Consider the following 16,132-nt stretch of genomic DNA (forward strand, 5'->3'; position numbering starts at 1 on the left):
ATTACCCGAAACAGGGAAGTATTTGTAAATTAGGTGGGTTTATTATCCATACAAGAAGTCCTAATAACTAAAAAAAGCGCAGATTAGGCTCAATTTACAGGCAAAAAAAAGCCGCATTTAAGCGGCTTTTTCAAGCTAACTAAGTTAGCTTAACTTAAACAGCAATTAAGCATGTTCTTCAGCAAGGTATAACCAAGTGTCGATAACTGTATCAGGGTTAAGTGATACGGTATCGATGCCTTGCTCAACTAACCATTGAGCGAAGTCTGCATGGTCTGATGGGCCTTGGCCACAAATCCCTACGTAAGCGCCCTTTGCTTTAGCCGCTTTGATTGCTAATGAAAGTAATGCTTTAACTGCATCATTACGCTCATCGAACAAGTGACTGATGATGCCAGAGTCGCGATCTAGACCTAACGTTAACTGAGTTAAATCGTTAGAGCCGATAGAGAAACCATCAAAGTGCTCCAAGAACTGGTCAGCCAATAAAGCGTTCGAAGGTAATTCACACATCATGATAACGCGTAAGCCATCTTTACCACGCTCAAGACCTTGCTCTTTTAGCAATTCAATTACTTGTGCAGCTTCATCAACCGTACGCACGAATGGGATCATGATTTCAACGTTTTTCAGACCCATATCGTTACGGACACGTTTAATTGCTTCACATTCTAGCGCGAAACAATCACGGAATGATTCAGAGATATAACGACTTGCACCACGGAAGCCCAACATTGGGTTTTCTTCTTCAGGCTCGTAACGGTCACCACCAACAAGGTTAGCGTATTCGTTAGACTTAAAGTCTGACATACGTACGATAACTTTCTTAGGATAGAACGCACTACCAATCGTTGCGATACCTTCAACCAGACGAGCAACATAGTATTCAACTGGAGATTCATAACCTGCAATCATCTCGTTGATTTCTTGTTGTAGCTCAGCAGGTTGAGAGTTGAAATCAAGCAATGCTTTAGGGTGAATACCAATCATGCGGTTGATAATGAACTCAAGACGCGCAAGACCAACACCTTCATTAGGAAGACGAGCAAAATCAAATGCACGATCAGGGTTACCCACGTTCATCATGATTTTCATCGGTAGTTCAGGTAATGAATCAACACGGTTAGTGATGACTTCAAAGTCTTGCTTACCATCGTAAATGAAACCTGTATCACCTTCAGCACATGAAACCGTCACAACTTGACCATTTTGAATACGGTCAGTTACGTCACCACAACCAACAACGGCTGGAACACCAAGCTCGCGAGCAATAATTGCTGCGTGACAAGTACGGCCGCCACGGTTTGTAACAATAGCGCTTGCGCGCTTCATGATAGGTTCCCAATCAGGATCCGTCATGTCAGTAACGAGTACATCACCAGGTTCAATTTGATCCATATCTTCGATAGAGGCTAGTACTTTAGCAACACCGGTACCGATTTTATGACCAATGGCACGACCTTCACAAACGACATCACCTTGAGTTTTTAAGTGGTAACGTTCGATTAATTGTACATCTTCACGGCTACGAACCGTTTCTGGACGGGCTTGAACGATATATAACTTACCGTCATTGCCATCTTTTGCCCATTCGATGTCCATTGGACGGCCATAATGTTGCTCAATAATGACGGCTTGTTTAGCCAATTCCATGACTTCTTCGTCATTGATTGAGAAAATACTGCGTTGTTCTGCAGGGATATCTTCGATCTTCACTTGCTTACCATGTGAAGCATCGTCAGAGTAAACCATTTGAATCAACTTACTGCCGATATTACGGCGCACAACGGCTTGATGCCCTTGCGCTAAAATTGGTTTGTGAACATAAAATTCATCAGGGTTAACCGCACCTTGTACTACCATTTCACCTAGACCAAATGATGAAGTGATGAAAACAACGTCGTTGTTACCTGACTCAGTGTCCATAGTGAACATAACACCAGAAGACGCTTTATCTGAACGAACCATGCGTTGAACGCCAGCAGATAATGCCACACCTTGGTGCTCATAACCTTGGTGAACACGGTATGAAATTGCACGATCGTTAAATAGCGAAGCGTAAACATGCTTAATTGCAAGTAATACAGCATCAAAGCCTTTAACGTTTAGGAATGTTTCTTGTTGGCCTGCAAAAGATGCATCTGGCATATCTTCAGCAGTTGCTGATGAACGCACTGCAAATGAGGCTTCTTGCGTCTCACTAGAAAGTTGCTCGTAAGCTTCACGAATCGCATCTTCTAGTTCCGGTTGAAATGGGGTATCGATAACCCACTGTCTAATCTGTGCACCAACTTTCGCTAATTCATTAACGTCATCAACATCCAATGTTGCTAGAATATCGAAAATTTTCTGGTTAACACCACTTTGCTCTAGAAACTCATTAAACGCATAAGAAGTTGTAGCAAATCCACCTGGGACTTGAACACCTGCGTTTGCTAGGTTACTGATCATCTCACCAAGTGACGCATTCTTACCGCCAACTTTGTTTACATCACCCATTCCTAGTTCTTGATACCAGAGTATGTATTGCTGCACAGTTATCTCTCCACAAGTTTATTTCAATGGCCCCTTCACACGAGGGCAGAGGCATTCTACACTCCACCACAACAACCGTAAATGTATAATTTTATTTGTAATTTTATTACTACAAGAGGCTGAAATGACACCAAAAGTATTCTACATATCAGATGGGACCGCGATCACAGCAGAAGTATTTGGCCACGCAGTACTGTCGCAATTTCCAGTTGAATTTGAAGCACTTACCATTCCATTTATTGACAGTGTAGCCAAAGCTGAAAAGGTGAAACAACAAATCAATGATAGTTTTATTACAACAAGCTTAAGACCCGTTGTGTTCCATTCGATAGTAAATTCCGACATTCGCGATATTATTTTCTCAAGCGAAGGGCTAGATTATGATTTTTTGAACACCTTTGTTTCGCCACTAGAACAACAACTAGGTATAAAAGCAGCGCCAGTTATTAACCGAACTCACGGCAAGAGCACCGCTAACGAAGCTTATGACAACCGTATTGATGCGATTAATTTCACTTTAGATAATGATGATGGTCAAACCATGAAACACATGGATAAAGCCGACATTATTTTACTCGGTGTTTCCCGTTGCGGAAAAACACCATCGAGTTTGTATCTTTCTATGCAGTTTGGCATCAAAGCGGCCAACTACCCTTTTGTAGAAGACGATATGGATAACTTAAAATTGCCAGAAGCATTAAAACGAAATAAGTCTAAATTATTTGGCTTAACGATTGATCCCAATCGCTTGCATGAGATCCGCCAAGGGCGTATGGAAAACAGCCGTTACTCATCGTTAAGACAATGTCGTATCGAAGTGAAAGAAGTAGAAATGCTATATAAGAAAGAGCGCATTCCGTTCGTCAATACGACCTACCATTCAGTAGAAGAGATATCGGCAAGAATTCTTGATATTACAGGCTTGAAACGTCATATGTTTTAACTCTGCTACAACTAGGCTGTCATTGATAAAAATTCTGCCTATATATGCCGAGAATGTTAAACACACAACATTTTCGGCTAACTTATTCCTATTTGACCGCTTTTGTTCTCTATCTAAGTCGATTTCAACGTGTCTAACGCTAACTAATTAGTTATAATCCCGAGCAATATGATGTTAATTCATCGCAAACATGCTCGGTAAAATGAATGACAATTAAAACTGACGAACTACGTACCTCCCTTTTATGTAAGGTAATTTCACCTGCGCAACTCGCATCTGAATATCCACTAACCCAAGATGCTGCTGACTACTTAGTTGAGCAACGTCGTGAAGTTGAAGCCATTATTGCAGGCGAAGATCAACGATTACTGGTTATCATCGGCCCTTGTTCAATTCATGATACTGAAGCGGCTTTAGATTATGCTCAACGTTTAGCAGCACTTCATCACGAACTTAAAGACGATTTGTGTATCGTTATGCGTGTTTACTTTGAAAAGCCACGTACTATCGTAGGCTGGAAAGGCTTAATTTCAGATCCTGACTTAGACGGTAGCTTTAGCCCAAATAAAGGCTTAAGAATGGCGCGTCATTTATTACAGCAAATCACTGAACTTAAATTACCAATTGCCACTGAGTTTTTAGATATGGTCAATGGTCAGTACATTGCCGATCTCATCACTTGGGGCGCAATCGGTGCACGTACCACTGAAAGCCAAATTCACCGTGAAATGGCCTCAGCATTATCGTGCCCTGTTGGCTTTAAAAACGGCACAGATGGCAACATCAACATTGCTGTTGATGCAGTTCGTGCAGCGCAAGTTCCACATATTTTCTACTCACCAGATAAAGATGGTGCAATGGCTGTTTACCGTACTCATGGTAACCCTTATGGTCATATCATTTTACGTGGCGGTAAAAAACCAAACTACTCAGCGGAAGATGTAGAAATCGTCCGTTCACAGCTAGAAACTGTTGGTGTCACTCAACGTATCGTCGTTGATTTTAGCCATGGTAATAGCGAGAAGAAACATAAGAATCAGTTAAATGTTGCTGATAGCATCATGGAACAAATGCGCAGTGGTAGTACTGCAGTTGCTGGTATCATGGCAGAAAGCTTTATGATTGAAGGCAATCAAAAAGTTGTTGAAGATCAGCCTTTAACTTACGGCCAAAGCATTACTGATGCATGTTTGCATTGGGAAGATTCTGAAAAATTATTACGTGACTTAGCGCAAGCGTCAAAAGACCGTAAAGCACTACTTAACAAGTAATTTTACTATTACGTAATGTCAGAAAAGCCAATCAGTGATGATTGGCTTTTCTTTTTGTATTACTCGTTAACCATGACCTACCATTCATTCAAACCAAAAGAGCAGATGACTGTTCTTCTTCAATTGAGATGAGTGATAATTTTTTAAATAAATGATTAATTGTCATAAAGCTCTCAACCAACTTCGGATCACAATGCCTAACTGTCACGCATGTTTCATAATCAATAATTATTGTTAACTTCTTCGAAATTGCAATAAATTACAGAATGCCAAAATAAATGGTCACATAAATGACTTGGTAAATTATGTTGTTATCTAAAGCTGATGTGATTAAGCTTTGAAAATTAAACTACAAAATGAAATATCAAAAGGATTTGTTATGATTAAGTCTGGCTCTCAATTAGCCTGTTTCAGCCTATTAGCAGGATGCTTATGTTTCTCGACATACACCTTTGCCTCTTCTCAAGATTTCACCCAAGCTTACCAAGCCTATAATCAAGCAGTGACTGCTGGTGATAAACAACAAACGGTATTATCAGCACAACAAGCATTTGACCTGGGTAAAAAACTATACGGTAAAGACAGTATAGATACGGCAAACTTAAGCTTTAACCTTGCCATTGCACTAGCAGAAAATAAGCAAGATAGTGAGTCGCAACCCTACTTTGATTTAACACTTGATTTGTACAAATCCCACTATGGCGATGAAAGTATTGAACTTATTGACCCTTTACTCACCTATGCAGACAAAACTAAAGATATAAAACTGGCTAAGTCTCTGTTATCTGAGGCTCGTGACATAGCGCAAGACAGCGAGCAACCGATTGTCTATGCCCATACTTTGTCAGACAGTTTTAACAAGTTGGTTAATTCCAAATATGACAAGCTCTCTGTGCGCCGATATATTTTAAAAGCGAAACAAATTTACAGTGAAAACCTGCCTAGCGATTCAACTTTACTCGTTAATGCAAGGTTCGACAGCGCCAATGTTTATCTTGCTAATAAAAAATATGACAAAGCCGAGGTAGAACTTCTAGAAGTGATTAATCAATATGAACGCCTCGAATATTCTCATCCTTATGAGTTAGCATCACACGCTAAACTAGTCTCCCTATATAGCCTGCGAAATAAACCTGAACAAGCGACTGAACATTGCATCGCCATCGGCAGCATGAAGCCTTGGAGCCCAGATCAACAACAAACGCCACTATACCGAGTAAACCCTGAATACCCGCGTTCAAAAGCCATATCGGGTACTGAGGGCATGGTACAGCTTAGCTTTACCGTTGATAAGCAAGGTTTTGTCATCAATCCAGAAATATTAAAATCTAAAGGTGGTAAAGCTTTTGAAACTGAAAGTATCAAAGTGCTGAAAGAATGGCGTTATGCCCCAAAGTTTGTTGATGGTAAACCTGTTAAAGCAGAATCAACGGTCCAATTAGATTATACCTTGGGTTAATTTGAACTACCGATTAAAGGAGGCTATAAGCCTCCTTTTTTTATTTAAGTGTTTAATACTGAATACTCCCTTAGCGCTTGTAAACAATTCCTCCTTACAGCTTGTCTAAAAAACAATCAATTTAACTCAAAAGTTGACGAGCACGTCAACTTACCGTTATGGTCTTTAGCTAATGTTTGTTACAAGCCAGTTAATTTTGAATTCATTTTTAAATGATTTGATCGTCAATTCGGCAATAGTATTCAAAATAGTATTCAAAATAATATCCAATTAAAGGAGCGTCTCTTGAACAATACAAACAAATCCAGTGCCGCTATTTTAGGTGTGTTATTACTTGTTGGTTTATCAGTGATGGGATTATTACTGAAACAGGCGATTATTGAATACAAGCTATTGGATAGAAGTGTCACTGTTAAGGGGCTTGCTCAAAATGAATACCCAGCTGATGTCGTTATCTGGCCAATTCAATTTACTGCTGCTAGCAATGGTCTAGAGGCGCTTTATGAGCAAATTGATAGTCAGACAGCATTAATTAATCAATTTCTAGTCAGTAATGAAATCACAACTGATGAAGTCACTCAATCCGCGCCTACTATTACGGATAAATTAGCGCAGCAATATGGTGGTAACCAAACAGTAGAATACCGCTACACCGCATTGCAGACCATAACAGTGTACTCAACTGACATTGAAAAAGTACGAAGTGCAATGCCGGAGTTAACCCAACTAGGTAAAAAAGGTATCGTTTTTTCACAAAACAATTACGACGCACAAATTGAATATATTTTCACACGTTTAAATGAAGTTAAACCACAAATGATAGAACAGTCGACCCGCAATGCACGTTTAGTGGCCGACAAATTTGCCAAAGACTCTGATAGCCAACTAGGAAAAATTAAACGCGCAAGTCAGGGTCAATTTAGCATCAGCAATCGCGATAAGAATAATCCACATATCAAACGCGTTAGAGTGGTATCAACGATTGAATACTACCTTGCTGATTAAGTTAACCCTAACCATAGGAGGACAAGATGGACAGTCACTATAGAAAACAATTAAACCGAAGATACTTTACAGGGCTATTGATGACATTTGGCCTGATCACTATTTTAGCTATTTTGATGTTTAGCAGTGGTTTAATTGCAGCCGAGATATCCAATACAAAAAAAACTAATTCAGAACAGCTAACAGACGTTAAAACCAAAACGATATTTCTTGTTCGACATGCTGAAAAAGAATCGGGCAATGACCCTTTCCTCACAGCTGAAGGCAAAATACGCGCGCAAAACTTATCAAATGTGCTTCAATCAGTGCCTTTAGATGCCATTTACAGCACAGATTATAATCGCACCCAAGATACCGCAAAGCCAACAGCATCAGTTCAGTCATTAACGATTACTAGCTATAACCCACGCAAATTGTCTGACTTTGCAACAGCAATAAAAGCCAATCACCACCAGCGGATACTCATTGTTGGCCATAGTAATACCACTCCTGAACTGGTCAGTTTATTAGGTGGCATTGCAGGAGATGAAATTGTGGAAGCAACTGAGTTTAATCGATTATACATTCTGACCATTGATCACCAGGAACAACAAACCAGCTCAGTTTTATTAAGGTACTAGTTGTTAAGGTACTAGCTTAAAAAATTATGCCGCACTTGGTTTTATCGTAGTTGATTTTAATACTATTGAATTTCATCACTCCCTCCCCCTGATATTAATCTAAATATTCATCTAAATTTAGCTTTACTGAAATTCAACGACCAGACAATTCTTTCGGAGTGTTTATGCTTAAATGTGACTTACACGATTACATCGAAATAATCTGCCTTTACCGATATCGCGTAGAGTTGACCATGAAAGATAACGCTATTATCGGAGGGGTGTTTTTTGATACTGGATTTAGCGGGGAAAAGTCCGATTCGGCCTGTAAATCAATTGAAAAAGTAGAGGTCATTAAAGGCCAATTAAGCAAGAATCAACAGCCTGTCACCGTCGAAATCCACAATATAAAACACATCAAGGTACTTACTGAAAATGCAAAGTTTACCCATTTAACCTTAAGTGATGACTAGGGCGTGCTGAGTTTCACTACCTATTTTGTGACGTTATCCGTATAATCCGCCATCCAACTAGAAGTACTAAAAATAAAATTAGGTAGTTGAATGCCCTTTACAAGTAACGTATCACCACAAGATAACCCATCATTTCCAGAAGATATCACTGCTCGAATTGAGCAATCTGAAGCAAAGGTCATCAAAGCGATATTTCCTTCAAATACCAATCATCACAACACATTATTTGGTGGTGATGCATTAGCATGGATGGATGAGACCGCATTTATTGCCGCGACACGCTTTTGCCGAAAAGCGTTAGTGACGGTCAGTTCAGATCGAATAGATTTTAAAAAAGCCATTCCCGCTGGCAGTTTAGCTGAATTGGTCGCGCGAGTGATTCATGTGGGTAATACTTCATTAAAAGTTGAAGTGAATATATTCGTTGAGGATATGTACCAAGATTTACGAGAGCATGCGATTCGAGGCGTATTTACTTTTGTCGCCGTCGATGAAGACAGAAACCCTATTCCAGTTTGGCAGTCAGCAGACATGGCTAAAGAACTCCTCTAACTGACCATATCAATTTACATTAGTAAATAAGCATAATGAACCAAGGGTTATACACGAAATAACCTTTGCTCAATTCAGTTCAACTATGGCGGCCTATATCATAGTAATAATTAAATTATTTACTAGAATAGGCGCCATTAATGAGCAAGTTACTCATTGGACTCAGCATTAGTATTATGGCTTCAAGTGCTTATGCCGAAGAAGTCATCGAGAAAGAAGTACAAGATATGTCAGATCCATTAGCGGTATACACCCAAGTTGGCGGTGGCATTACTGATGCTGGACTTAATTTAAAACTTGGTCAAACCTATGATACAAACAACCCAGAAACTATGGGCATGAATATCATTGAAGTGAAAGGGTTTGCTGGCGAATTAACCGGTTGGAATGGTTCATCAGATACTAACTCCATTGACTCTATGCGTTTTAGAAACTTTGGTGTTGATCTGACTAATGGCCGTGGTTCTCAATTTGATGCTCAATGGGATTTCGCTTCTAACCAAGGCAGCGCATCTTATAGCTTTATTCAAGCTTTACCAAAAATGGGGCCAGTTAACCTCTATCCATTAGCGGGTGCTGGTATTGCTGTTGGTGAGCCATTTGATGGTAGTACTGGTTCTGGAGTTACCGACCGTTACGACATGCATGGCAGTTTTTATGTTGTTGGGATGTATTCTAAAATAGAAATCAACGACAAAATATGGCTGAACTATAACCCAATGTTCTTGGGTGCAATTTCAGGTTCTGAAGCCTTTAAATCGAGTGGTTTTTCAGGCGATGATAGCGTATTAACCCATGAGTTTGCGGTAAGCTATCAATTTACTCCGACACAAAACCTACGTTTATTTGCCAACTGGGATGAAAATACCCGTTTTGGTAAAGGTGAATTCAGAGTCGAATACAACAAACAACTTTAATCGCGTTGAACTGAATCAACATCGATATCATCGAGTTGTTGAACGACAATATTGAAATTAATCTTAAGTCGATAAACATACTTCTACACTTGCCATTAATTAGATTTATCGTTAAACAACAGGAGTCATATCATGACTCCTGTATTTTCTGCTCTAGCGAACAATACTTTCACCTCAAAGTTTATTATTAGACAAAAGTCTAAGCCATAATATTATTTAACTGTTTTCGTTATACTCTTGCACTTTAGCGTGGATCGATAACCAAGTTATCTGTTACATTAAAATTACCTTCACGTGCAACCAAGACAACTAAAAAGCCATGAAGCTACAAAATTTAAATATAATTATTGCTGATGACCATCCCTTATTTCGTAATGCACTAAGACAAGCATTGAATAATGCTTTTCAAGGTACGAATTGGTTTGAAGCTGACAGTGCTGAAGCGCTGCAAACTATTCTTGATGATAAAGCCACAGATCTTGATTTGATTCTTCTCGATCTTCAAATGCCGGGTTCTCACGGTTACTCGACTTTGATTCACCTACGAGGCCATTACCCAGATATTCCAGTGGTGGTTATTTCTGCCCATGAAGATATTCAGACTATTAGCCGTGCGATTCATTACGGTAGTTCTGGTTTCATTCCTAAATCAGCCTCTATGGACACCTTAAAACAAGCGCTCGATGCTGTGCTTTATGGTGACATCTGGTTACCAGAAGGGACAGAAATCCTTGAAGTCGATGATGATCCTACAAGTCAGATGGCCAACAAATTATCAGACTTAACGCCACAACAGTATCGCGTATTACAGATGTTTGCTGAAGGTTTACTTAACAAGCAAATCGCGTATGACTTTGGTGTGTCCGAAGCGACAATTAAAGCCCATGCGACAGCAATATTTCGTAAACTAGGCGTTAGAAACCGCACCCAAGCCGTTATCGCACTACAGCAACTTGAAATGGAAAAGGTAGACTTATCTTAAACCATGTTTCTCAGTTACCCTTTTCACAAGCCTGTGAAAATAACAAAGGGCCGATACTAGTCGAGCTGCAACGCATTTTTCAACACAGCCAACAAGTATTAGAAATTGGCAGTGGTACAGGCCAACATAGTGTGCACTTTGCAGCCAACCTGCCACAATTAACTTGGCAAGCGAGTGATCAAAACAGCTACTTAACTCATTTAAATGCCCGCATCGAATTAGTCGGAACTCAAAATTTATTACCAGCCTTTGGTTTAGATGTCATGCTTGATTGGCCTGTAAAAATGATTTCTGCCCAACTCGATGGTGTATTTAGTGCCAATACCTTACACATCATGAGTAAATCTATGGTTGAAGCCTTCTTCCAAGGTGTCGGCAACGCTCTTTTACCTAAAGCACAGCTAGTGATTTATGGACCTTTTAATTATCAAGGCCAATATAGTAGTGAAAGTAATGCGTCATTTGATGAATGGTTAAAACAAAATAACCTTCAGAGCGGGATCAGAGACATTGAATGGATAACCGCTTTGGCTGCACAACAATCCTTTACTTTAATCAATGACGTTGAAATGCCAGCCAATAACCGCTTACTGCACTTTGGTCGACATAAATAACCCTTGTTTATGTCGTTTTTCAAACACTAAAACCGTAATAACAAAGAGTTAACCTCTTAAAATATTGATGAAAAATTTGTAAGCTAATAGCGAATAAATTTTTCTGTTATCACACATAAGGAAAACGCATTATGGGTTCGGTTACCACTAAAAAACACCCAAACGGTTTAGATTATGTCGAAGTTAATACTGACTTGTGCCAAGCAAGTATTTTTCTTCAAGGCGCTCAAATAGATTATTTCCAACCAAAAGATAAAGCACCATTACTCTGGGTATCAGATGCTGATGACTATCAACCGGGTAATGGGATCCGCGGAGGCATTCCAGTATGTTGGCCTTGGTTCGGAGCCAGTCCAACCGAAGGGTTTCCACAGCATGGTTTTGCTAGAACCAGCATTTGGTCTTTAGCATCGGTCAAAATGCGTGATCAACTGGTTGATTTGACGTTCACTCTTAAAATTACCGAAGCCAACAAACAGTTCTGGCCCCATGATACTGAAGTCAGTGTGTTATTCACTCTAGGTGAAACACTGTCAGTGAGTATCGTTAATAAAAATAATGCCGATTACCCTGTAAAGCTAACTCAAGCTTTACATACTTACTTCCCCATTGAAGATATCCATCAATTAACTGCTACAGGTTTTAGCGGCGCGAAATATATCGAATTTGGTAAAGGACCATATAGCCAAGATTCAGATGAAGTTAGCTTTACTCGTGAAACGGATAGAGTCTATACCGATTTAGCGAGTACTCAGTTGCTCCATACTCCAAATGGCACTATTGAAGTCAGTCGTGAAAACAGTCAATCAGCTGTGCTTTGGAACCCTTGGATAGATAAATCCGAGCGACTCTCCCGCTTTAACAATAACGACTACCTCACAATGGTATGTCATGAAGCAGCCAATGTGCTTGAAGACGAAGTGTCATTAGCACCAGGTGAAAGCCACACACTCACGACACACATCCGCTGGGCATAAACAGGCTTACAATAACACTCTAGGATTAGTGCCTAAGCTCAACGAAACTAAATCTGTAAGCTCAGTTAGTAAACTGAACGTAGATTGAGTTAATAAACTCAATCTACGTTCGTTAGTTTAGGCATTATTGAATGATTAGTTGATTGATTAGTTTAATGAATGATTGAATGATTAGTTGAATGCTCGAATGGCTGTTTGACTGTTTGACTGTTTGACTGTTTGACTGTTTGACTGTTTGACTGTTAACTAAATGACAACTGAGCCATTACACCTAAGCTATGCTATCCTTTCCTGATTCAAATATATCAAAACCTTAAAAGACTCATTACCCTAATGTCAGTTCGAATTTTTACTGTTAAGCGATTATTTTTATTGTGCTTTTTTATAATCGCATTAGGTTTAGTCCTGCTTCAACAAAACTTCAGGCCCATTGCACTAAATTTAATCAACTCATTAACTGAGCCCTATAATATCAAAGTGATTGATGTTGACGTTAAACTGACTGAATTAACCCAATTTAAGCTCACCGATCTTAATCACTTATATTTCCCATGGCTGCAATTACGTTATCAAGATAGCTTTATTGAGTTTCGTGATATCAAGTTAGATCTAAAAGATGGTTACCATACCCTAAAAAATATGTCCTTAGCTGTTGAAGATATCAATGCGCTGCACATTCGTGATATTCAAGTCACATTAGGGGACAGTTTTTTTAAACGACAAGAACAAGGTGAAAACTCCGATAATATAGGTCTGAGCATTAACCAAATCCCACAAATAACACTCGACAATATCAGCGTATATTTACCTAAGTCGCTACAAAAAAAGGTTTCTTCCCCAGTTCTACGAACGAGTAAATTGCAGTTAAGCCATGTGGAGCCTGCCAAAAAAACTACCGATGCACTGCAGAAAACGGATACACATCAAGTACTGTCTGGAACAGTCAATTTGATGGAACAGCAGGTATTGGCGTTTGAACTGGCACTAGCTCAAACACAGTGGACGCTTAGCCATCAAACTGACTTTAATACCTTACTTAGTAGTATGACTGAGTTTAATAGTGCATTAACACTCATGGCATCTAATGAGGCTTTAGGCAATAACTCAGCCGTTTCGCAATCAGATTTTGTAACTGGATTAGATGACCTCGTCACTAGTATTGATGCATTAGCAATTGATGTTAACGGCATTTGGCAAAGTGATACACAACTTGATTTGATTCACGGTTCAATCGACAGTCAGCACCAGATTATTCCTGTAACAGCATCAAATGGCGACGCACTTCCCCTCATTAGCAGTCGATTACTTTCAGGGATTAAATTCAGCTCAGATTCGCCTATCGATTTTTCGATAAACTATCTGCCAATGTCAGATACAACGCCCGCTATGACGACCTTTGAACTGCAACCTTTAACTTGGCAGCAACGCACGACTCAACTGCAATTAGCCGATATCAATGCATTGTTGAGTCGAACAGAATTCGTTGAGCCCCCGTTCACAGCTCACGCTAACCAATTGCTAAGTAAAATGACTAAACCTGTTGATTGGTCTATATTTTTAAAGAAACCGTTAACCATTGAAATGCCACTTGATGACACATCTGTAATCAACGTTTTGCCAACAAGTGCCAGCTTACTTGTGAAGCATGACACTGTCACAACAGCATTAGATATCAATGATTTCACTGTGGACAACCTCTCAATTGCGAATTCTTCAGCATCAAACGATAACTCATCCACCCTTAATAAAATGACACTGAACTCAAGACTAGATTTCAGTCTGAATCAGCATCACCCTATTGAACTAATCGAATTGAGTGAAGGCTTAGCATTAACGTCTACTGAATCTAGCGGTTCTGACAAACGTATTACACTTGATGGAAGCAGAATAAAATTTACAGCAAACGCCAGAGCTGATAATCAATCAATAAAAGTCACCCTGTTGCCTCAGTCAGGAATTCACACAGAAAAGCTCAATGTTTATATGCCACAAAAGACATTGTCTTTTGAAAGCCTGCATTGGCAGCTTACGCAACCTTCAAGTATTGAACACATTCAAGCGCCTATTGAGACCAGTACTGATATAAACCAAAGCACAGATATAAACCAAGCTACTAGAAAATCTACACTCAATATTGGCAATTTTGCATTGGGCTTTGACCGTTTTTCATTTAAAACAAATGACATCAAACAACTGCTAAACGAGACTTTTGAAGTTGAGTTAGGCCAATTTGAGATCAACGCAACGCAGAATATCGCTTTGCTATTGGGATCTTCGAACATCAACGAAGCTGACCATCGCCATGGTGGCGCTACTTCAAAAATGTCTACCCTTGAATCATTACTCGCCCAATCAAATCAAACCCAACTTAATTGGTCGTTACAAGATGTTCAAATTGATAAGCTCATTCCAAGCAAATCAAAATTACGCCGTTACAAAGTACTGCGACTTGATGATATATCGCTTAGCCAACACTTAAACCTGCAGCATCAGCTGTTAACAGGTTCAGAACAATGGCAGCTCGACGAACTAATTTTATCCAGCTATCACTTGCTGCGGTTACCACAGCAAAACATGCCAGTTTCTTTAGCAGGTCAATGGCTGGTCGATACCGAGTTAGCATCGGTTGTTAATACCTTAGAGCAAACTCAAATGCTCCCCGAAAACTTATCCATTTCTGGCTATAACAAACTTAAGGCTGGTTTTGCACTTAATGAAAGCCAAGGCGTGTCTTTGTTTGAAATGAAATTTGAACAGCAAGTCTCGCAGCTTGATGCACAATATAACGAAAACTATTTTAACAACGCGAATTTAACGGCTAATTGTCAATTCAATTGGCAGCAAGTACATAGCACACCAACTCAACCAACGACCTACAGCCAAAGTCGTCTGTTGTGCCAACAAGCAGAACTCAATATTGCTGATGCATACGTCGGTATTAATCTTGAAAATATTCAACTTAAAACCAATGTTTCACTGGGAAAAAATGATGAAATACCCGCCAAAAATTGGTTACAGGAAATTAGCGGGCTTAGCGATACTGATGTTAATTTAACAGCCAGTGGCGACTTATTAGATGGAGAGTTTTTAGTTCCTGAGTTTTATCTAAAATTACACGATAAATCTGAAGGTTACTTTGTCTTAAATGGCATTAGCTTAGAAGCGTTACTCGCTGCACAGCCCCAGGTTGGTGTCTACGCCAATGGTATTTTTGACGGTGTTTTACCAGCAAGCTTAGTCGATGGTAAAGTCACTATTGCAGGTGGACACTTGGCAGCAAGGAAACCAGGAGGCTTAATTCAAGTGTCAAACAACCCGGCTCTTGAGCAAATTAGAACTACTCAACCACACTTAGATTTTGTTGTAAAAACACTAGAACATTTAGAGTACAGCCAGCTAAGTAGTAGTTTTGACATGGCAGAAAATGGGAATGCTTCACTCAAAGTGCAAGTGAAAGGTCAAAGCCAAGATATTGAAAGGCCAATACATTTAAACTACTCTCATGAAGAGAACTTATTTCAATTATATAAAAGTACGCAGATTGGCAACCAACTGCAAAATGATATCGAACGATCCGTGAAGTAAAAGGACAACTCAGTGAAAACGCATTCGATTAATACACTTTGGCTTTTATGCGCGAGCAGTCTGTTAATGAGCGCTTGCTCGCCAACAGTCAAAATAGCCCCTCCCGACAAGCCCATTGAGATAAATCTCAATGTCAAAATCGAGCATGAAATCATTATTAGAATTGATAAAGAGCTCGACATACTTTTAGAAGATGACGAGCTATTTTAATTAATAAGGA

14 protein-coding genes are annotated in these 16,132 nt (G+C 39.5%); 13 read left to right on the top strand and 1 reads right to left on the bottom strand.

Translation table 11 applies throughout. The features are described 5' to 3' along the window. Positions 1-165: 165 nt before the first annotated feature. Positions 166-2,535, bottom strand: a complete 2,370-nt coding sequence (gene ppsA / locus LMH66_RS06620; protein WP_229369003.1) for a phosphoenolpyruvate synthase — start codon at positions 2,533-2,535, stop codon at positions 166-168. Between the two features lie 124 nt (positions 2,536-2,659). Between ppsA and ppsR the strand changes: the two genes are divergently transcribed. The 13 genes from ppsR (at position 2,660) to LMH66_RS06685 (ending at position 16,122) form a co-directional block, all read left to right on the top strand. Then, the gene (gene ppsR, locus LMH66_RS06625; RefSeq protein WP_102528158.1) at positions 2,660-3,478 is read left to right on the top strand and encodes a pyruvate, water dikinase regulatory protein; all 819 of its coding nucleotides are present in this window, start codon (positions 2,660-2,662) and stop codon (positions 3,476-3,478) included. A gap of 206 nt (positions 3,479-3,684) precedes the next feature. Further along, positions 3,685-4,749: a 3-deoxy-7-phosphoheptulonate synthase gene (locus LMH66_RS06630; RefSeq protein ID WP_102528159.1), complete on the top strand. Its 1,065-nt coding sequence runs from the start codon at positions 3,685-3,687 to the stop codon at positions 4,747-4,749. A 379-nt stretch (positions 4,750-5,128) separates the two neighbouring features. Next, positions 5,129-6,208: a TonB family protein gene (locus tag LMH66_RS06635; RefSeq protein WP_229369004.1), complete on the top strand. Its 1,080-nt coding sequence runs from the start codon at positions 5,129-5,131 to the stop codon at positions 6,206-6,208. Positions 6,209-6,493: 285 nt separating this feature from the next. After that, complete coding sequence (locus LMH66_RS06640; RefSeq protein WP_229369005.1) at positions 6,494-7,213, top strand: SIMPL domain-containing protein; 720 nt, start codon at positions 6,494-6,496, stop codon at positions 7,211-7,213. A 26-nt stretch (positions 7,214-7,239) separates the two neighbouring features. Continuing rightward, entirely contained in the window at positions 7,240-7,833 is a 594-nt protein-coding gene (locus LMH66_RS06645; protein WP_229369006.1) for a SixA phosphatase family protein, read from the top strand. A gap of 164 nt (positions 7,834-7,997) precedes the next feature. After that, on the top strand, positions 7,998-8,285 hold the full coding sequence (locus tag LMH66_RS06650) for a Rho-binding antiterminator (RefSeq protein WP_229369007.1): 288 nt from the start codon (positions 7,998-8,000) through the stop codon (positions 8,283-8,285). Between the two features lie 90 nt (positions 8,286-8,375). Then, on the top strand, positions 8,376-8,837 hold the full coding sequence (locus LMH66_RS06655) for an acyl-CoA thioesterase (RefSeq protein WP_102528165.1): 462 nt from the start codon (positions 8,376-8,378) through the stop codon (positions 8,835-8,837). Positions 8,838-8,977: 140 nt separating this feature from the next. Then, positions 8,978-9,754 (top strand): hypothetical protein, encoded by a 777-nt coding sequence (locus LMH66_RS06660; protein ID WP_229369008.1) that lies wholly within the window; start codon positions 8,978-8,980, stop codon positions 9,752-9,754. Between the two features lie 319 nt (positions 9,755-10,073). After that, positions 10,074-10,736 (top strand): response regulator transcription factor, encoded by a 663-nt coding sequence (locus LMH66_RS06665; protein ID WP_102528166.1) that lies wholly within the window; start codon positions 10,074-10,076, stop codon positions 10,734-10,736. After that, the gene (locus tag LMH66_RS06670; protein WP_229369102.1) at positions 10,730-11,350 is read left to right on the top strand and encodes a DUF938 domain-containing protein; all 621 of its coding nucleotides are present in this window, start codon (positions 10,730-10,732) and stop codon (positions 11,348-11,350) included. Before LMH66_RS06665 ends, LMH66_RS06670 begins: the two co-directional genes overlap by 7 nt. A 131-nt stretch (positions 11,351-11,481) precedes the next feature. After that, positions 11,482-12,327: a D-hexose-6-phosphate mutarotase gene (locus LMH66_RS06675; RefSeq protein WP_229369009.1), complete on the top strand. Its 846-nt coding sequence runs from the start codon at positions 11,482-11,484 to the stop codon at positions 12,325-12,327. A 333-nt stretch (positions 12,328-12,660) separates the two neighbouring features. Next, positions 12,661-15,912: a YdbH domain-containing protein gene (locus tag LMH66_RS06680; protein ID WP_229369010.1), complete on the top strand. Its 3,252-nt coding sequence runs from the start codon at positions 12,661-12,663 to the stop codon at positions 15,910-15,912. A 66-nt stretch (positions 15,913-15,978) separates the two neighbouring features. Beyond that, the gene (locus LMH66_RS06685; RefSeq protein WP_102528183.1) at positions 15,979-16,122 is read left to right on the top strand and encodes a YnbE family lipoprotein; all 144 of its coding nucleotides are present in this window, start codon (positions 15,979-15,981) and stop codon (positions 16,120-16,122) included. Positions 16,123-16,132 lie beyond the last annotated feature (10 nt).

This window comes from Shewanella sp. 10N.7 (assembly GCF_020806285.1).
Taxonomy (GTDB): domain Bacteria; phylum Pseudomonadota; class Gammaproteobacteria; order Enterobacterales; family Shewanellaceae; genus Shewanella; species Shewanella electrodiphila.